We start from the raw sequence: 18869 nt of genomic DNA, 5'->3' as shown, positions 1-18869 counted from the left end.
GATGACAGCCCCACGCGTTCGTTTGATCAGCCGCGAAAACGGTGTTGGCCTGAGCCGTGACCTGGATCTGATGCAGCGCCTGTTGGCGCCGCGATTTGCCACCGAGCGGGTGGGATTCGGCAGTACCGGGCGTACCCGCGCGCAGGTGGCCGGTCTGTGGGGACGCCGCCTGTTGCAGGGGCGGGTGCCGCTGCAGATTTTTTCCGAGCGGGTCTACCCGCGCTGCCTGCCATTGGCGGAGCGCAATTTCCTCCTGCCCAATCCGGAGTGGTTCCTGCCGCGCTGGCACCCGAGCCTGGCCAGGTTCGATGCGGTGCTGTGCAAGACCCGTCACGCCGAGCGCATCTTCGCCGGATTGGGTTGCACCACCCGATACATCGGCTTCACCAGCGAGGACCGCCTGCTTCCCGATGTGCCGCGGCAGCGGGTGTTCTTCCATCTGGCCGGGCGCAGCAGCGCCAAGGGCACGCGGGTGTTGCTGGATACCTGGCGCAGGCATCCGCAGTGGCCGCTGCTTATCGTGGTGCAGAATCCGCGCACCGCTGGCGAGCGGGTGATCGCGGACAACATCGACCATCGCATCGCGGTGCTCGATGAGGCGGAACTACGCAGGTTGCAGAACCAATGCCTGTTCCATATCTGCCCCTCCGAGACCGAAGGTTACGGTCACTACCTGATGGAAGCCTTGAGCGTGGGTGCAGTGACGCTGACCACCGACGGTGAACCAATGAATGAGCTGGTCACTGCGCAGCGCGGGCTGCTGATGCTGCCGGCACAGGCAATCAAACGTGACCTTGCATGGCGCTATTACGTTGACCCGGCGGGCATCGAACTCGCAGTGACACGCGCGTTGCGGCTTTCCGAGGCTGCACTGGACGCCATGTCGCGGCAGGCACGGGAGCACTTCGTGGACAACCAGGAGGCCTTCATCCATCGCTTCCAGCGCGTGGTCACGGAAGGGCTGCCATTGCAGCAGCGGTCCATGCCGGCGCTGCTGCGGGTGAAGGAATGAATGCTGCCATCGGTCAGGTATTCCTGGTGGGGTGCCCGCGCTCGGGAACCACCTTGCTGCAACGCTTACTGAGCACGCATCCGGATATCGTCTCGTTGCCGGAAACGCATTTCCTGCAGCGTCTGCTGCGCTACGGCGACCGCCATCGCGAATCAGTGCGGGCGTGGCGCTGGAAGCAGCTGCATGGCATGCGGCATGCGCTGCAGGCCTGGCTGGGGTGGGTGCCGGGCGGGCAGGTCCGGCGTGCCTGGGCTGGCGTTCCCGAACTGGCAGCTGCATCGCCATCGGCGTTCGCCCCGGTCAGCGCGCAGCTGCAGGCGTTTGCAGATGCGATGGCGGCGCACTGCGATGGTTCCGGCGGACAGCTCTGGTTGGAGAAAACGCCAGACCACCTGTTCTATCTGCGCTCGATCAGCAAGCACCTGCCGGATGCACGGGTGATCCATCTGCTGCGCGATGGCGAAGAAGTGGTGGCATCGCTGCATTCCGCTGCCGCGCGCTATCGGCCCTGGCATGTATACGCCGATGTCGATCGTGCGATCGATCGCTGGAATCGAGCGGTCGTTGAAAGCGGGGCGTGGTTGCATGACCGGCGCCATCTCTGGGTGCGCTACGAACAGCTCATCGCGCAACCGCAGCAGGAACTGGCGCGGATATTTGCGTTCCTGGGCTGCGGTGTCGTCGATTGCGCGACGGCAGGATCCGCTGATCTGAGCGTCCTGGTCCGCAGCGATGAACCCTGGAAACAGGACGCGGGCGAGGCGTTGCATGATCGCCGCAAATTCCAGTTTTGCTTCGATGCTGCACGACGCGCGTATATCCGCGCGCGCCTGATCCCGTTGTCCGACGACCTGCTCGCCGCAACGCGGCGCCCCTTTCCCCATTGAACCCAGAGCATTCCCATGCGCTTGTCATTGCAGAAATTCATACCCTTCGCAGCCTCGCTGCTGGTGTTGTCGCTTGCCGGCTGCGGCGCGTTTGGACGTTGCCAGGATGGCCCGCCGCCTGGCCCGCATCGTGGTGGCCCCGGTGGACCCGGTCGACCTGATGGCCCGCCACCTTCGCTGCCACGTGATCCGGCATTCACCAAGGCATTTGACGCTTGCCTGGCCGAACAGGCAGGTAGCCCTGCGGCCGGGTCAGCGGAACAAGGCGATTCGGAACGGCCCAGGCTCGACCGGCAAGCCATGGACGCCTGCCTGAAGGGCAAGGGCGTGCAGCCACCAGCACCACCGCCGCGTCCACGCGAACACCGCTGAGCGCTGCACCTTCCCCTGTCCCGGTGCTGGGGCGCAGTTGCTAGACTGCCGCCTCATCCTCCGGAGGCAGGCGCATGGGCAGCACGACAGAAGAGATCGTCTTCTATACCAACCCGATGTCACGCGGGCGCATCGTGCGCTGGATGCTGGAGGAGTTGGGCCAGCCGTATCGCACCGAGGTGCTGGAATACGGCCAGAGCATGAAAGGCCCGGAGTTCCTCGCCATCAACCCGATGGGCAAGGTGCCGACCATCGTGCACAGTGGCGTGGTGGTGACCGAGGCTGCAGCGATCTGCGCCTATCTGGCCGATGCGTTTCCTGCTGCAGGACTGGCACCCGCCTTGGATGATCCGCTGCGTGGCAGCTACCTGCGCTGGCTGTTCTTCGCTGCCGGGCCGGTGGAGGCAGTAGTCAGTGCCAAGGCGCTGGGCCTGCTTGCACCGCTGGAGAAGGCCGGCACGGTCGGCTACGGCAGCTTCGAGCAGACCATTGACACCCTGGAGCAGGTTGCCGTGTCGGCATCACCGTGGCTGCTCGGCGAGCGCTTCAGCGCTGCTGACGTCTACGTCGGCAGCCAGATCCTGTGGGGGCAGATGTTCAAGAGCATGCCGGCGCGCGACGCGTTTGCCGCGTATGGCGAGCGCCTGCGTGCCCGCCCGGCCTGGCAGCGTGCAAGTACCCTGGATGATGCATTGATCCCGCCACGTAGCTGATGCGCAGGCTCCTGCTCTGCTTGGTCCTGCTGGTCGGCGCAGCCAGTGCCGTGACCGCAGCTGCGGCCGAGCTGTCCTCGCTGGACTGGCTGCTGGGCAGCTGGCAGCGCACCGGCATGGCAGCTGGTACGAACGGCGCTGAGCACTGGCGTCGGCAGGCTGATGTTCTCGAAGGCGAGGGCCGCAGCTATCGGCAAGGCGAGCTGCGGTTCCAGGAACGTCTGCGCATCATCGATGAGGGCGGGCAGCTGTACTACGTCGCCGATGTTGCCGGGAATCCCGCGCCGGTCAGGTTCGCGCTGGTGGAGCAGGGCGTGCAGTCGGTGGTGTTCGAGAACCTCCAACATGACTTCCCGCAACGGATCGCCTACCAGCGCAACGGCCGGCGGCTGACGGCCACTGTCTCCGCTGGCGAACGTGTGCAGGTGTTCGAGTTCGAGCAGGCCGCGCAACCGACTGACTGAGCGACGGCCGACGTCACGCCCCCCACGTTAGAATCCGGGTTCCGTGATGAAGGGACGCCCGGTGTCGCCATTCAACCTGTTCCAGCGCCTGTCGCAGGCGCCAACCAACCCGAGGGCCGAGCCGGTGGCGCGGACCTTCGATGTGGCCGAACTGTATGAAGGACCGGTGCAGCTGGCCGATGCCGCCGATGCCGCGCCGCTGGCGCTGGACGAGAAGCTGCGCCAGGCCTACTTCTGGATCGTCAACAACGCCATCATCAGCCCGCATTACGACATCGAGTACCACGCCGGTCCGTCGGCCAGCTTCAATGTTGGTGATACCCGCCGCCAGCTGACCTTGCCATCGGCGCAGAGCTATTCCAGCTACGTGCTGCTGCCGCTGCTGACCTTCGCCACCCGCCGCAAATGCCTGTTCGTCGGTGGCCCCGGCCGGGGCAAGACCGCCAGCGCGATCCTGATGGGCGTGCTTGCCGGTTACCCGGTGCGCGAGGTGCGTCGCGCCATGCAGCACGGTCACCCGCAGATGACCATCGCCGACCTGCTCGGCAATCCGCTGCCGGCCGATCTGGTCGCCGCGCAGGACATGTCGCAGATCCGCATCGCCTGGCGCAGCTGGCTGGGCATGCGGGTCAAGATCATCGACGAGTACAACCGCATCCCCACCCGTACCCAGAGCGCGCTGCTGACGGTGATGGGCGACAACTACGCCGAAGTGCTCAACCAGGTCTACGAATGCCCGGAGTCGGCGTGGTACCTCACTGCCAACGACGACCGCGGTGGCGGCACCTACCAGGTGATCGAGGCCCTGCGCGACCGCATCGACGTGGTGGTGCAGGCATTGGCCTTCAACCCGCGCTTCCTTGAAGAGATGCTGTTGCGCATCGAGCAGAACATCCGTCCGGAAGAAGTGGTGCCGCGCGAGATCATTTTCAGCGAGGAAGAAGGCGACCTGATGCTGCAGCAGATCCGTGCGGTGGAGGTACCGCAGGATGTGCGCAGGCGCATTGAATTCTTCAGCAGCCAGTTCGAGTTGATGGAGACCGCGGGTGCGCAGTTCGAGTACCTGACCAAGGACACCGTGCGCCTGGCCGGGGTTGACTGGGCCCAGGCGATTGCCGCCGATTCCGGCCGTGATCGCATGAAGGACCTGGGTTGCCAGACCCGCAATGGTTTGTCGGTGCGCAACCTGATGACCTTGCTGATGTTTGCCAAGGCGTTGGCCTGGTTCCGCGGCAATGCCGCGGTCGCGCTGGACGACGTGCGCCAGGTGTTGCCGTTCGTGCTCAACGACAAGCTGCAACCGGATCTGGACGCGCCGTTCTTCGCGCTGCCGGAGAACGCCGCTTACCGCAGCGACCGGCTCAGCTGGCTGCGCTGGTTGCTGGACAGCTCCAATGCCGAGTACGACCGCCTGGACCTGGATCGTAACGATCCGGTCGGCGAGCTGTCCGCACAGTTCGCACGCGGCCTGGATGGCATCAGCGAGCGCGAGACGCGTGCGCGCCTCACGCGCATCGAACGGCTGGTGGAGGAACGGGTGAAGGGCCGCAAGCTCTACGGTCATCTGTACGACGACCTGCTCAAGCTCAAGTACCTGCACCAGCGCTATACCAATTACCTGCATTGGCAGCAGGCGCGCTGAGGTGCTGTCACCCGCACTGACCGGCCTGCTGGCATCGCGCCGCAGCCTGCTCAACCAGCAGGTTGCTGAAGCAAGGCAACGTTGGCCCACCCTGGATACCGCGGCGTTCTCGGTCTTTGTCGCGCAGACGCTGGACCCTTTGTGCCTGGCGATTGCTGCTGTGGACGAAGCGGCGATGCCGGCGGCCACCGAAGTCGCCTTCGAACTGGGCCTGGAACTGGTGGCACAGGGACTCGCAGGCCCGGCAGCTCGCCTGCCGTGGGTGGATGCCGCGTGGCAGCAGCTGGCAGTGCCTGCCGCAGCACTGATCGCAGCTGCACCGCTGGAGACGCTGGGTGCACTCAGCAATGCGGTCGTGCGCATGCACGAGGTGCCGGGCGTGCGCGTCGACGCATGGCTGCAGCGCATGGCCGCATTGGCGCCGCGTTGCGACAGCACGGCGGCCATGCGCAGCGTCGGCGCGCTGTGTGCATGGCAGGCGGGCATGGCGCATTTGCGTGTGGCGGCATTGGCACAGGCCGATGGCATGCCTGCTGCGTTGGCGGCAGAAGCGATTGGCGTCGACGTAGCGCAGTGGCCGTCGCTGCGGAGCCAGCTCGGCCGCGAGCGTTGGTGGCACCCGCAAGGTGCAGCTGCAAGCGTGCAGGGGCAGACGGTTGGCGGCTTCACCGGCCTGGGCGGCCCATTCGCTGCGCCGCCGGAGCTGCGCGCCAGCGCGGAAGGTTTCATCGCACGTAGCGGCGACCGCCATTACCTGCTGATTGCCGATGCCTTCGGTGGCGTGGTATTGCCAGCCAGTGCAGCGGAGTTTGCTGCCGCGCGGGTCACGCCGGCCACGCAGCTTTCAATCGAAAGCCAGGGCGCGCGTATTGGCACGACCACCATCGTTTACGCCGCCCCAGTTGATGGCCTTGCGGCGGTGGCCGGGCCGGCGGGTATCGCCCTGTATTCGCCGTGGTCGCACCACGTGCGCCTGCTACCGGGCGCGGCATGAGCAGCACCGAGCAGGAAAGCCTGCTGGCCAACTGGCGCGCCGCCTGGCCATTGGCGCTGGCCGACTGGAGCCGTTTCACCCGCTTGCAGGATCCGCGCCTGTGCGACAGCAGCGTCGAGGCAGCGAAGGAGGGCCTGACCGGCAGCTTCGCGATGATCCGCTTGGCCGACCAGCGGGTGGTGATCGATCTGCCGCAGGTGCAGCGTTTGGGGCTGCAGGATCACGCCCGCGAAATCCTCGCCCACGAGATCGGCCATCACGTGCTGGCACCGGCCACGGCCACCGATCACGCGCGGCTGCTGGCGCGTATCCATCGCGCATTGCCGACATTGGAAGCGCACGCGCCGATGGTCGCCAACCTCTATACCGACCTGCTGATCAACGACCGCCTGCAACGCCAATGCGGCCTGCGCATGGCCGAGATCTACCAGCGCCTTGCCACCGGTGCCAGCGGTAGTTCACCGCTGTGGCAGCTGTACATGGGCATCTACGAACAGCTGTGGCAGCAGCCGGCCGGTAGCCTGGGCGGGCCAGCGCTGGAAGATGCAGGCCTGCGCGGCGATGCCTGGTTGGGCGCGCGGGTGATCCGCACCTATGCCGGCGAATGGATGGAAGGTGCCAGCCGTTTCAGTGCCTTGCTGCTGCCGCACTTGCTGGAGACGATCAGTGACGCGCGCGTCGATGCGCTGATGGATACCCGCCATGCCGGGCGCGGCAGTCAACCGGTGGGACTGGATCGGCTGGAAGAAGACGAACTCGCACCGGTGCTGCATCCGGCGCTCGATCCGCGCATCACCGGCGAGGAAGAGGCTGGTGCAGTAGACGTGGTGGCGGAGGACGCATTGCCGACCAGCACGCCCGGTCACGGCCAGACCCGGGAGCCGTTTGAGTACGGCGAAATCCTGCGCGCGGCGGGACTGGACATGGACCCGCAGCAATTCGCGGTGCGCTACTACCGCGAGCGCGCCTTGCCGCACCTGATCCGTTTCCCGGTCAGCCCACAGCCGCAGGCGCAGGAGCTCGAACTGGAAGGTCTGGAGCCCTGGGAACCAGGCGATCCTCTGGATGCGGTGGATTGGTTGCAGACCTTGATGCAGTCGCCCACCGTGGTGCCGGGGGTGACCACCGTGCAGCGGGTGATGGGGCCGGCGCCGGGCAACGAACCTGCCAATGAACCGATTGATCTGGACCTGTACGTGGACAGCTCCGGCTCCATGCCCGATCCGCAGCAGGTCACCTCATGGTTGACCTTGGCCGGTGCGGTGATCGCCTTGTCGGCGTTGCGCGCGGGTGCGCGCGTGCAGGCCACCTTGTGGAGCGGCAAGCAGCAATGCCTGCACACCGATGGTTTCGTGCGCAGCGAGGACGACATCCTCAAGGTGCTGGTAGGTTACTTCGGTGGCGCAACGGCTTTCCCCATCCATCGCCTGCGCAGCACCTATGCGCAGCGGCCGGCGGCTGCGCGTGCCGTGCATATCCTGCATATCTCCGATGACGGCATCACCACCATGTTCGAGCAGGACGAGCGCGGCAACAGCGGCTGGGACGTCGCCGCGCAGGCGCTGCGCGCGGCCCGGGCTGGCGGCACCATGGCGCTCAATCTCTACAGTCCGTTGCCGGCAAGCCTGGTCGGCGCCAAGGGTTGGACCGCGGACTTGCTACGCGCACGCGAGCAGGGCTGGGATATCCACGTCGTGCGTGACATGACCGACCTGCTGGCCTTCGCGCGCGATTTCAGCCAACGTCATTACCAGTCACCGGGCGTGGTCGGCCGATGAAAAGCACCTTACGGAACCAACCATGAGCAACAGCGCCTCGCTGGACGCCCTGCTGCGTCGCCTGATCGATACACCACCGGACTTCCTCGATCCGCCACGGCGCGGCCGCGAAGGGCAGCTTCAGGTCGCAGCCGTGGTCAACGACGTGCTGGCGCTGCATGGTGTCGCCTTGCCCGCTGCGTTGCAGGCCAGCCTGTCCGGCAACCTGGCAGCGGTCACCGCCAACCAGCTGAGTCTGTCCGCGGTGATGGCCTGGCTGCTGGCCGATGAAGCGTGGCACGCGCTGCGCTTCCCGCGCGAGGCGCTGCTGCAGGTATTTGGCGAGGCAGTGCCCGCGTTGGCAACGGAGGCCGCAGTGAACCGCTATCTGCACGATCCGGATCGGCGCGAGGAACTGGTGCGTACCGCCATCGCGCGGCTGGGTCTGCTGCCTGCGGGTGAAACCGCGGCACAGGCAGCCGATCGCCTGGCCAGCGTCAGCAGCGTCGAACGCCGTCGCCTGCTGGACGCCAGCCGCGCTGCTGAAGCGCGCGCACGTGCGATCCGCGAGGCGCTGGCACGCAAGGCTGCCGAGGAATCGGCGGACAAGTGGACACGCGAGTGAATCAAGACCCGCACGACGGTGAGCGCTATCCCACCCTGAGCGAAGCGGGCAGGGCGATGCTGCAGTGGATGCGCGAGCATCCGGCGGCACCGCGCTACCGCAACCAGAGTGGCAATCGACTGCTCGCCGGGGAAGTGCAGCAACTGCGCGTGTACGAACACCATATCCTCGGCGCTGGTTTCCAGTGGCAGCCGGGTTCACCTCCGCCGTGGTTGGGAGCCTTTGTCGATGAGGTGATCGCGCAGGTGCCGTACTTCCGTGCGCGCGGTCGTGCTGCATGTTTCGAAGACATCGCCACCACCCATCGCGGTGACCTGGCTGCCGATATCGCCCAGTTCGTTCCCGATCCGGTGCCGTTGCAGCGGATGATGAATTTCCGCACCACCGGAACCACCGGCCATCCGCTGGTGCTGCCCTCGCATCCAGTCGTGGCCGGCCGCTATCTGGCCTATCACAAGCGTGCCTTGGCACGCGCTGGCGTGGTCTTGCGCAATGGCCGCGGGCAGATGGGCGTGATGCTGCTGGGCATGCAGCAACGCTGCTTCACCTATGTATCGGTGACGCCGAGCATGGACGAGTCCGGGCTGGCCAAGATCAACCTGCATCCGGATGAGTGGCGTCATCCCGATGACCGCGCGCGCTATATCGATGCGCTGCAGCCGGAAGTGATTGCCGGTGATCCGATTTCTTTCGCCACCTTGCTGGAACTGGAGGTCAGCCACCGGCCGCGCGCGCTGCTGTCGGTGTCGATGGCCTTGTCGCCGGGCCTGCGGCAGGCCTTGCAACAACGATTCGACTGCCCCGTACTGGACATTTATTCGATGAACGAAGCCGGTCCGCTGGCGGTGCATGATGCCGCCGCCGGTGGTCACGTGCTGCTGCAGCCGGGCATGTATGTGGAGGTGCTGGACGATGCCGGTCGTGCCGTTGCGGATGGACAGGTCGGTGAGATCACCCTGACCGGTGGTTTCAACTTCTGCCTGCCGCTGCTGCGCTACCGCACTGGCGACCGTGGCGCGCTGGCGATGTGTGGTGACGTGCCGATGATTGTCGACCTGCAGGGCAGGCGACCGGTACGCTACCGCACCCGCAGTGGCCGCTGGATCAACAACATCGACCTGACCCACGCCTTGGCGCCGCTGCCGCTGTCGCGCTTTCGTGTGCATCAAGGCGGCGATGGCAGCGTGAGCCTGCATCTGCCAGTCGCCGAGGGCGGTTACGCACAGCAGGCGCAAGCGGCCCTGCAACATACCCTGGACGACCTGCCGGTGCAGGTCGTGCTGATGCACGTGGAGGACAAAGTGCTGCAATACACCACCGATCTCAACGAAGGCCTGGGCGCATGACCGCACTGGAAATCGCTGCCAACGCCTTCGCCACCGCGTCCATCCTGTGTGCGGCGCGCAACAGCGTGCATACCTGGTGTACGGGCATCATTGGCTGCTCGCTGTTCGGCCTGCTGTTCTGGCATACCCAGCTGTATGCCGATGTGCTGCTGCAGGTGTTCTTCGTCGTCGCCAGCATGTTCGGCTGGTGGAACTGGCACGCCAGTGCCAGCCATGCGGCACTGCCGATCAAGCGCACGCCGTTGCGCAGCTTCGTCCTGATGGGCGCAGGTGCGTTGCTGGCCGGTGCTGCTTACGGACTGGTGCTGCATCGCTTCACCGACGCCTACGCGCCGTTCGCTGATTCCTCGGTGCTGTGCCTGTCGGTGCTGGCGCAGCTGCTGCTGATGCGCAGGCGCATCGAGACCTGGCCGGTGTGGGTGCTGGTCAACACCATCGCGGTCCCGCTGTACGCCTCGCGCGGGCTCACCCTGACGTCCGTGTTGTATGCGGCGTATTGGATCAACGCCTGGTTGGCCTGGCGGCATTGGCGCCGGCTGTGGCGCGAGCAGGGCGCGGCTGCGTGAGCATGCTGCGGGTCGGCCTGGTGGTGGGCAAGTTCTGCCCGCTGCACCGCGGTCACCAGTTGCTGCTGGATCATGCACAGGCGGCCTGCGAGCGGCTGATCGTGGTCAGTTACACCAAACCCGAGTTTCCCGGCATGGCGCCCGCGCGACGCGAGGCCTGGCTGCGAGCGCTGTATCCCGACGCCAACCACTGGGTGCTCGACGACGTGCGCCTGGCCGCACATTGCCAGCGCTTGGGGCTGCCGCAGCGATGCCTGCCGGATAACGATGCCAGTGACGAGGCGCATCGCCTGTTCATGGCCTGGCTGCTGCGCGAGGTGATCCAGAGCGAGGTGGATCTGGTGTTCACCAGCGAGGACTACGGGCCCGGTTTCGCTGCAGTGCTGTCGCAGCAACAGCAACTGCATGGCGGCCGCGCGGTGGCGCACGTTGAGGTCGATCCGGCACGGCGCAGCGTGCCGGTATCGGGCACTGCAGTGCGCGCGGACCTGCATGCGCAGCGGCAGCAGCTGGCGCCGCAGGTGTATCGCGATTTCGTCAGGCGGGTGGCGTTGCTGGGCGGTGAATCCACCGGGAAATCAACGCTGGTCCAGACACTGGCCACGCGCTGCGATAGCGTCTACGCGGCGGAGTATGGCCGCGAGCTGTGGGAGGCGCAGGATGGGCAGCTGCAGGAGTCGGATCTGCTGCATATCGCCCAGACCCAGGTAGCGCGCGAGGAGAATCTGCTGGGTGCCGCCACCGGCTGGCTGGTCTGTGACACCTCGCCGTTGACCACCTTGTTGTACGCCGAGGCGATGTTTGGTCGCGCCGATCCGTGCTTGCTGGAATTGTCGCGACGTCACTATGACCTGGTGTTGCTGTGTGACCCCGATGTTCCATTCGTGCAGGACGGCACCCGCCGCGACGAGGCGTTCCGGCGCTGGCAGCATGCCTGGTATCTGCGTGAGCTTGGCAGCCGGCAGATTCCCTTCCGCCAGTTGGGCGGCGATTGGCAGCAGCGAGAGGCGGCGGCGCTGGCAGCCATCGCCGAGCTGCAGCCGGATGTGGATGCAGCCAGGTCGCGGCCAGCGCTGGTTCAGTAGCGCGCAGCTGCCAGCGGCGCATCTGCCCATTGCCAGGCTGCTGTGTGCTGGCGTTTGGTTTCGGCTGCCGCATCGGCCTGGCCCAGCACCTGTTGTGCCTGTGCCAGTCCGAACAGCGACCAGCCATTGGCCGGATAGGTCTTGAGGTCCTGGCTGAAGGCTTCGGCTGCGGATTCCGCATCACCTGCATCCAGCAGCGCGGCGCCCAGATAGGGACGCACCGGCAGCGGCCAGTCGGCGGGTTCGTTGTAGGCCAGGGCATCTTCGGCGGCTGCAGCCTCTCGCAAGGCGGTAATCGCTTCGCTGTGTTTTCCCTGCGCGCGTAGCAGTTCGCCACGCAGGAGTGCATCGGCAACACGCAGCACGCTGTCTGCGTGGTTGATGTCGAAGAAGCTGACCTGCGCCATTGCCGTATCGGCGGTGATGGCATGCAGGGCTTCGGCGTCGCGTGTTGCTTCTGCCAGTGCGCCCTTGCGGGCATGGGCCATGCCGCGGGCGAAATGGCGGATCGCGGCAGGATAGGGGAGTTCGGCTGCAGTGCCGGTGTCGGCGAGGATGCCGTCCCAATCGCCGAAGCGGACCTGGGTAAGCAGCGGTGCCACCACGAACTGCTGCATGAACTGCATCGGCGCCTCGCCCATAGCCGCGCGGTCCGCCCGATCGGCCGTCTGTCTGGCGGCCTGCATGGACAGCGTGCGCGAGCCGGTCAGTCCCGTGGTCATCGTGGCGAAGTGCCAGTTGTGCGGCACGTAGCCCAACGGATAGACGCCATTGCTGCCACGGCAGACCGCGAGGAAATCCTTGTCGGCGGTGGTCGCGGCCAGATTGGTCAGGGTTGCATCGTGGTAGCGGCCAACACGGATGTAGATATGCGCGGGCATATGCACCAGATGGCCGGACCCGGGCGCCAGTGCGGCCAGCGCATCGGCGTAGGGCTCGGCGCGCTTGGGCTCGGGCGAGGATTCCATGGCGTGGATGTAGTAGTGCATCGCGCCGATATGGCGCGGGTTGCGCGCCAGCACGCGCTCCAGCTCACCGACCAATGCCTGGGTGAACTCGGCGGGCTTGCCATCCTGCCAATAAGCCCACGGCGAGAGATCCATCAAGGCTTCCGCGTACATCGTGGCGGCATCATCGTCATGCGGGAACTTCGCGACCACTCCAGCCATCGCATCGGCGTAGTTGCGGTCCAGCTGCTTGCGGTCCTCCGGTGCGGGGTCGGCGTAGCGCTTCTGTAGTGCCTGGATCAGCGCTTGGTCGGCAGGTCGCGCGCCAGTGGCGAGGGTGGCGGCACGTGCTGCCAATGCAGTGGCTTCCTTGGCAGCTGCCGGGTCCATTGGCAGATTGATGTTCGGCCCAAGCACCAAGGCCTGGCCCCAGATGCACATTGCACATGCCGGGTCCAAGCGCGCGGCTTCGGCGAAAGCACGCCCGGCAGCTTCATGATTGAAGCCATAGGCCAGACGCAGGCCTTGGTCGAAATAGCGCTGAGCCAGCGGCACCTTGCTGCCGATGTCGCGGTGCAGGTCGCCGAAGGTGTCGAACAGCGGGAGTTCATTGGCATCTGCTACCGGGGCCTTATCGACAAGGGCGGTTGCGTTGTCGGGAGCGTCGCAGCCCGACAGCGCTGCAGCCGCAAACAGGGACGGAAGCAGCAGGGACAAGGATCGACGGATCATTGTGGCTTCTCGGGGCGGATGGACGCGAAGATACTGCTGGGCGCGGCTGGGTGGTGATATGCCGCGATGAAAACACCGTAAAAAAACGCAGACCGGAGAATCGCAATTACGCTGCGCTGCGGACGCCGGCCGTTCATTTCCGGATGGCGAGGTACCTGGCACGTATCGTGCCGGCCTGCCCGCGGATGGGCGAAGGCCAGGAAAAACTCATGGCTCTGCCCAGTTCTACGCATTTGTCGCAGTTTCCTCCGCGGTGCACAGTTCCTGAACGTATTGGACAAGGCGCAGAGATGATGCAGAAGCAGGGAATTCGCAGGAGATTGCAGGTGGCGGCGATGGTGCTTGCCGGAGCGGCGTCGTCGGCGGCGTGGGCTGGACCGCCTGCGGACTGGACGACACCGATCAAACCATTTCATATCGTCGACAACATCTATTACGTAGGCAGCGAGGGACTGGCGGCATACCTGATCGTGTCGGAGCAGGGTGCGATCCTGTTGGATGCTCCGCTTGCTGCCAATGCGGATCAGATCGAGCGCAACATCGAAAGCCTGGGTGTGCCGCTGCATGATGTACGGCTGTTGCTCAGCAGCCATGCCCATGCGGATCATGTCGGCGCCATGGCAGCACTCAAGCGCGACACCGGTGCACGTTATGCCGCCAGCGCTGGCGACCGTTGGGCGCTTGAGAACGGCAGGAACCAGGGCGACAACAACTACGGCATCCAGCCCTTCGATCCGATCAAGCTGGATGAGATCGTCAGCGATGGGCAGAAGCTGCGGCTTGGTGACGTCGAGCTGACGGCGCATCTCACGCCGGGGCACACCGCCGGTTGCACCAGCTGGAGCATGACCGTGAATGACCGTGGCACGCCGCGCGAGGTGTTGTTCCTGTGCAGCATTACCGTCGCCGGCAATACGCTGGTTGGGAATCGCAGTTACCCGACGATCGCCGAGGATTTCCGCGCTACGTTTGCAAAGCTTGGCGCGATGCAGGCGGACATCGTCCTGAGCGGCCATCCCGATACCACCGGCATCCTTGAGCGGCAGGCGCAACGCGCCGATGGCGATGAGGATGCATTTGTGGACCCTGGCCTGCTCGCCCGGCTGGTGGAGGAGCACAAGGAGAGTTTCGAGGACGCCTTGAGCAAGGCGCGTTCAACGCCCCAGCGCCCTTGAGCAGGCGCCGCAGATTCCATCGGCAGACGAACCGTCTGAGATCTTCAGCGTAACCACGTAGCCCGGGTAAGCGCAGCGCACCCGGGGAATCGTTGAGTCAGATATGGCGTTGATGTGCTTGTATGGGCACGCGACTTCGCACCGCTCTGCAAGCTCCCGGGTGCGCTGCGCTTACCCGGGCTACGGAGTCTGCTCGCTTTCATGTCGTCGGCTGGTTCATTCAAGCGCGAGTGCCTGCCGCAGGCCGGCCACATGGGCACGCCCGACCGGCAGCTCCCCGCCGCCATTGAGTACCAACCAGTACCGACTGCCGCTACCCGAATGCAAGGTGCTGACATGGCGAAGGTTGACCAGGTAGGAACGGTGGCAGCGGATGAAATCGGGTGGCAGCACCGCGCTCAGTCCGGCCAGGGATTTGTCGTGCAGCTCACTGCGGCCATCACGCATGCGCAGCTCGCTGTAGTCGCCGTCGGCACGGATCCACTGCACATCGGCCAGTTCGACCAGGGCCGTGCCCTGCGCGCGCCAGATGCCCAGGTAGCGCGCGCGGCCGGAACTGTAGCGGCCTACGTCCAGCAGGCGCTCCAGTGCCTGGCCAAGCCGCTCGCGCGAGAACGGCTTGGGCACGAAATCCAGCACGCCGTGTTCGAAGGCCTGCAGGGCGCGCTCGCGGTGGGCGGATACGACCACGCAGTGGTAACGGCCGGCGACCGCGCTGCGCAGCAGGTCAAAGCCATCTTCGCCGCCGAGGTTGAGGTCGAGCAGCAGACCGTCGTAGACGCTGCGCTGCAACCGGTCACCGGCGGCATCCAGGTCGGCGACCGCATCGAAGCGCGCACGCGTGCCCGCTATTTCCGCACAAAGCCGCAGCAGGCGCTGGCGGACCAGCGGCTCATCTTCGACGATCAATATGCGCATGTGAGCTCGATACGGCTGCACCAGTCGGCGCCATCGGCGCCTTGGCTGTAGTGCCAACGATTGGGATGGGAGGCGGCCAGGCTGGCCTCGATGTAGCGGGTGCCGGTGCCCTGGCCACGATGCGGTGCGGAGCCACGTGCGCTACGCAGTTCCAGAATCCAATGCTGCTTGTCGCGTTGCACGCGCAGGCGGAACGGTCGTTGCGCGCAGGCGACCGCGCCGGCATGGGTCAGCGCGTTCTCCACTTGTGCATGCAGCACGCCGGGGGGCAGCGACAGCTGCAGGTCGTCGGCATCCACCTCCAGCGTCATCGGCTGGTCAAGGGCCTGGCCGACGATATCCAGATGGTTGCGGCACAGGGCCAGTTCTTCGCTGAGCGGCACGCTCTGGCTGCTGCTGCTTTCGCGCAGGCGATCGAACTGCTCGGCCAGCGATTCGACCAGGCGGCTTGCCTTTGCCGGAGCCTGTTCGATCAGCTCCTGCAGGCAGGTGAGGGTATTCATCAGCCAATGTGGCTGGATGCCCCGCTGCAGCAGCTGCAGCGACAACTTTGCACGCTCTTCGCGCAGGCGCGCGTTGTGCAGGTCCAGGTTGCGAACCTGCTCCGCATGGCAGAGCAGCAGGAAGCCCACCAGCACCGCGAGCAGCAGGAAGTAGGGGCCATCGAGGAAGGCCCCGGGCGCAAACAACAAGGCCAGTACGCCCGCGACCAGCAGGGCCAGGATCGGCCAGCGTTCTTCGCGCTCACTATTGGTCCGCAGCAGCAGCGCAGACGAGGCCAGCAGACTCAGCAGTAGCGCCACCGCCGAACGGATGTCGAAGCTGGGTAGCAGCACGGCCGTCATCACCAGCGCGGCGGCGTAGGCGATACCCAGGCCCTTGGGCACGGCAACGCCATAACGTCGGGCAAGATAGGCAGGCAGCAGCATGGCCGCTGCCACGTGCAAGGCCAGCAGCGCATACAGGCGCAGGCCGTGCCATGGATAGAGATAGCCGAGCAACGGTCGCCAGCCTTCGACGACTGGTAGTGCAATCCCGACAGCGCACAGCGCGAGCAACAGTCGCCCGCCAGGCATCTGCGGCCGGCCGTGCTGTAGTGCAAGGAAGTACAGGCAGGCTGCTGCGAGTGCGCCGGTGGCGAGGGCCGCGATCAACCAGGGCAGGACCATGCGCTGGTACAACACCACGGCCGGCGCCACTGCTACCAGGGCATCGGCGCTGTACAGGCCGAACTGCTGGTGGTGGCTGGAAGCGAGTACCAGCAGTTCGTCCGTTCCCGTGGGCGAGGAAGGCGGCAGTACGCGGGTGATGTCGACCTGACCGGGCTGTTCCTGCTCGGCGCTGGTGCCGACGATGCCATTGGCCTGCATCGGCTGGCCGTTCCAGTAGAGCTGGCTGGCGCCGCGCAAGGACAGCCGCAGGGCGCGGCCGCCATCGTCAGGCTGGGTGGACGCGGGCGATTGCCAGCGCAGCCAGTACGGGCCGCGCCAGCTGGCCAGCGTTTGTTGATCGATTGGTTGCCAATGGATGTCGGCTGGCGGTGAGGTCGGCAAGCCGCCAGCAGCGGTTGCGCTGGCGGGCGCCATCTCTCCGCCCAGTACTTGCACGCTGTTGACGTCGCGCAGCAGCACGGCCAGCCACGCGGCGACCGCGAAGACCAGCACGGCCAGTACGCTCAGGATTCGTAGGATCGGCATGGGCCTATCGTATCGGCTGCGCGGAGACGCTGGGCGGTGAGTTGGAGCTGTTCGGCGGACGCGCGCCCCGCAAGCGCCGTCGAGGGAGGGATGCTGGCTTCGTGGCGAGGCAACGGGAGGTTTCTCCGGGTTGCCGGGGCCACGGCAACACCCATCTTCCCACCTGGTCGGAGCCCGCCATGTCCAACAACTCTCTGTCTGTTTCCAGTGCTTGCCGTCCTTGCCTGCAGTCGTTGGCGGCTCCTTCAAACGCCTCGCTTGTCGCTGGGCATCAACACGACGCTGGCGGAGTGCTTGTGACCGGCAAGGGGAAGCTGGGACGTAGCGGTCGCCTGTTGGCGCTGTGCCTGGCCCTGGCGTGCGCCTCGCCGGCGCTGGCCAAGGACTCGGTTGCGCCGCTGGTGTTTGCACCCTATGCAATGCAGACCAAGGCCAATGGCACCATCGCCACCGAAGAGGCCTTCCTCGAAGTTCCGCGTCGCCACAGCGAGCCGAACGGGCCGCGCATCCGCCTGCGTGTTGTGCGCCTGCCGGCGACCGGTGGCAATGGCAGCGCTGCCCCGGTGGTCTATCTGGCCGGTGGCCCGGGCGGTTCTGGCTTCGGCACCGCACTCGGCCCGCGCTGGCCGGTGTTTGACCGGGTCCGGCGCGAGACCGACGTGCTGCTGCTCGATCAGCGTGGCACCGATTTCTCCGAGATGCCCCCGGAGTGCCCACACGAGCACAAGTTCGATGACGCCCAGCCGCTGCAGCGCGACGCGGCGCTGGTAGCGGTGAAGGCGTCCCTGGTCAGCTGCCTTGCCTTCTGGAAGGACGCAGGAGTTGATCTGGGTGCCTATACCACCGCCGAGAGTGCCGACGACATCGAGTACCTGCGCAAGGCGATGGCGCTGCCCAAGCTGAGCCTGTGGGGCATGAGCTACGGCACGCACCTGGCGCTGGCGACCGTGCGCCGCCACCCCGACAGCCTGGAGCGCGTGGTGTTGATGGGCAGCGAAGGCCCGGATGACACGATCAAGCTGCCGCTGGCTGCTGATGCCTTGCTGGCGGACCTCGCCGTCATCGCGAAGAAGGACGGTTTCGAAGACCTGCAGGGATCGGCGCAGCGCGTGCTGGCTAAACTGCGCCAGCAGCCGGGGCAGGGCAGCAGCCCGATGCATGACGGCAGGAAGGTGACCATCGGCGAGTTCGATGCGCAGATGGCGATAGCGATCGCCCTCGGCCGTCGCTCAACCCAGCGCATGTTGCCGCTGGCACTGCGTGAGGCCGAGGCCGGCAACTATGACCTGCTAGGTGCGATCGCCTTGATGGTGCGCGAGGGCCTGGGCGGCTGGCGCGCCATGCCGACGGCGATGGATGTGGCTTCCGGGCAGAGCCCGCAGCGGCGCGCATTGGCGGCGGCTCAGGCCCGCCAGAGCCTGCTCGGCGATGCCTTGAACTTCCCGTTCCCGGACGTTGCTGATGGCTTGGGCATGCTGGACCTGGGTGAGGCCTTCCGTGCGCCAGTGCGCAGCGACGTGCCGGTGCTGTTCATCAGCGGCACGCTGGACGGCCGCACCCCGCATGCCAATGCCCAGGCGCTGCTGCCGGGCTTCAGCCACGGCGAGGAGCTGCTGGTGCGCAGTGCCAGCCATGACAACGAAATGTGGGTGGGCAATCCGGCCATCGCCGACAACATCGCCGGTTTCCTGGCCGGGCGCGGGCTGAGTGCGGATGTGCTGGATGTGCCGCTGCCGGTGTTTGTTACTGACAGGGCCAAGCTGTAAGCCAGAGCAACACCAGGTCAAAACCGGGGTGGGGGGGGGGGGTGGGGGGGGCGCGCCCCCGGGGAGCCCCGGGGGGGGTGGGGTGGTGTTTGGTGAGGGGGGGGGGGTGGGGGGGCGGCGGGCGCGCCCAATGGGGCGGGGGGGGGGGGGGGGGGGGGGCGGGGGGGGCGG

Annotated in this window: 17 protein-coding genes; 14 read left to right on the top strand and 3 right to left on the bottom strand. The window is 66.2% G+C overall.

All coding sequences use genetic code 11. From position 1 onward, the window contains the following. Position 1 precedes the first annotated feature (1 nt). The 12 genes from AC1VWL_RS10405 to AC1VWL_RS10350 all read left to right on the top strand — a co-directional run bounded on the left by AC1VWL_RS10405 (position 2) and on the right by AC1VWL_RS10350 (position 11463). The gene (locus AC1VWL_RS10405) at positions 2–1012 is read left to right on the top strand and encodes a glycosyltransferase (protein ID WP_482986626.1); all 1011 of its coding nucleotides are present in this window, start codon (positions 2–4) and stop codon (positions 1010–1012) included. Beyond that, positions 1009–1899, top strand: a complete 891-nt coding sequence (locus tag AC1VWL_RS10400; RefSeq protein WP_481534312.1) for a sulfotransferase family protein — start codon at positions 1009–1011, stop codon at positions 1897–1899. The genes AC1VWL_RS10405 and AC1VWL_RS10400 overlap by 4 nt, the downstream gene beginning before the upstream one ends. A gap of 15 nt (positions 1900–1914) precedes the next feature. Beyond that, positions 1915–2271, top strand: coding sequence for a hypothetical protein (locus AC1VWL_RS10395; protein WP_482986625.1), 357 nt, complete (start codon positions 1915–1917; stop codon positions 2269–2271). Between the two features lie 74 nt (positions 2272–2345). Then, the gene (locus AC1VWL_RS10390; protein ID WP_482986624.1) at positions 2346–2984 is read left to right on the top strand and encodes a glutathione S-transferase family protein; all 639 of its coding nucleotides are present in this window, start codon (positions 2346–2348) and stop codon (positions 2982–2984) included. After that, entirely contained in the window at positions 2984–3448 is a 465-nt protein-coding gene (locus AC1VWL_RS10385) for a DUF6265 family protein (RefSeq protein ID WP_482986623.1), read from the top strand. Before AC1VWL_RS10390 ends, AC1VWL_RS10385 begins: the two co-directional genes overlap by 1 nt. Before the next feature lie 46 nt (positions 3449–3494). After that, on the top strand, positions 3495–5090 hold the full coding sequence (locus AC1VWL_RS10380; RefSeq protein WP_482986622.1) for an AAA family ATPase: 1596 nt from the start codon (positions 3495–3497) through the stop codon (positions 5088–5090). 1 nt (position 5091) lies between these two features. Continuing rightward, the gene (locus AC1VWL_RS10375) at positions 5092–6084 is read left to right on the top strand and encodes a hypothetical protein (RefSeq protein WP_482986621.1); all 993 of its coding nucleotides are present in this window, start codon (positions 5092–5094) and stop codon (positions 6082–6084) included. Next, entirely contained in the window at positions 6081–7862 is a 1782-nt protein-coding gene (locus AC1VWL_RS10370) for a hypothetical protein (RefSeq protein ID WP_482986620.1), read from the top strand. Before AC1VWL_RS10375 ends, AC1VWL_RS10370 begins: the two co-directional genes overlap by 4 nt. 22 nt (positions 7863–7884) lie before the next feature. Then, on the top strand, positions 7885–8466 hold the full coding sequence (locus AC1VWL_RS10365; protein WP_482986619.1) for a hypothetical protein: 582 nt from the start codon (positions 7885–7887) through the stop codon (positions 8464–8466). Then, the gene (locus AC1VWL_RS10360; protein WP_482986618.1) at positions 8463–9812 is read left to right on the top strand and encodes an AMP-binding protein; all 1350 of its coding nucleotides are present in this window, start codon (positions 8463–8465) and stop codon (positions 9810–9812) included. Before AC1VWL_RS10365 ends, AC1VWL_RS10360 begins: the two co-directional genes overlap by 4 nt. Then, positions 9809–10378, top strand: a complete 570-nt coding sequence (gene pnuC, locus AC1VWL_RS10355; protein ID WP_482986617.1) for a nicotinamide riboside transporter PnuC — start codon at positions 9809–9811, stop codon at positions 10376–10378. The genes AC1VWL_RS10360 and pnuC overlap by 4 nt, the downstream gene beginning before the upstream one ends. A gap of 2 nt (positions 10379–10380) precedes the next feature. Continuing rightward, positions 10381–11463: an AAA family ATPase gene (locus AC1VWL_RS10350; protein ID WP_482986643.1), complete on the top strand. Its 1083-nt coding sequence runs from the start codon at positions 10381–10383 to the stop codon at positions 11461–11463. Here the strand turns inward: AC1VWL_RS10350 and AC1VWL_RS10345 are convergent. Then, a complete protein-coding gene (locus AC1VWL_RS10345; protein ID WP_482986616.1) occupies positions 11457–13142 on the bottom strand; it encodes a tetratricopeptide repeat protein in 1686 nt (561 codons plus the stop codon). The genes AC1VWL_RS10350 and AC1VWL_RS10345 overlap by 7 nt on opposite strands. A 293-nt stretch (positions 13143–13435) precedes the next feature. On the opposite strand from AC1VWL_RS10345, the gene bla reads away from it, so the two are divergent. Continuing rightward, positions 13436–14317 (top strand): subclass B3 metallo-beta-lactamase, encoded by an 882-nt coding sequence (gene bla, locus AC1VWL_RS10340; protein WP_482986615.1) that lies wholly within the window; start codon positions 13436–13438, stop codon positions 14315–14317. A 216-nt stretch (positions 14318–14533) separates the two neighbouring features. Here the strand turns inward: bla and AC1VWL_RS10335 are convergent, their stop codons facing one another. Together AC1VWL_RS10335 and AC1VWL_RS10330 are read right to left on the bottom strand one after the other, a co-directional pair. Then, positions 14534–15235 carry a LytR/AlgR family response regulator transcription factor gene (locus tag AC1VWL_RS10335; RefSeq protein ID WP_296248420.1) on the bottom strand — a complete coding sequence of 234 codons (702 nt, stop codon included), beginning with the start codon at positions 15233–15235 and terminating at the stop codon, positions 14534–14536. After that, on the bottom strand, positions 15223–16932 hold the full coding sequence (locus AC1VWL_RS10330) for a histidine kinase (protein WP_482986614.1): 1710 nt from the start codon (positions 16930–16932) through the stop codon (positions 15223–15225). Before AC1VWL_RS10330 ends, AC1VWL_RS10335 begins: the two co-directional genes overlap by 13 nt. Before the next feature lie 296 nt (positions 16933–17228). On the opposite strand from AC1VWL_RS10330, the gene AC1VWL_RS10325 reads away from it, so the two are divergent. Next, positions 17229–18698, top strand: a complete 1470-nt coding sequence (locus AC1VWL_RS10325; RefSeq protein ID WP_482986613.1) for an alpha/beta fold hydrolase — start codon at positions 17229–17231, stop codon at positions 18696–18698. The last annotated feature ends 171 nt before the right edge of the window (positions 18699–18869 follow it).

The sequence above is a fragment of the Stenotrophomonas sp. STEN063 genome (assembly GCF_056854515.1).
The sequence above is the reverse complement of the archived record's forward strand: the minus strand, read 5'-3'. Positions and strand labels throughout refer to the sequence as shown.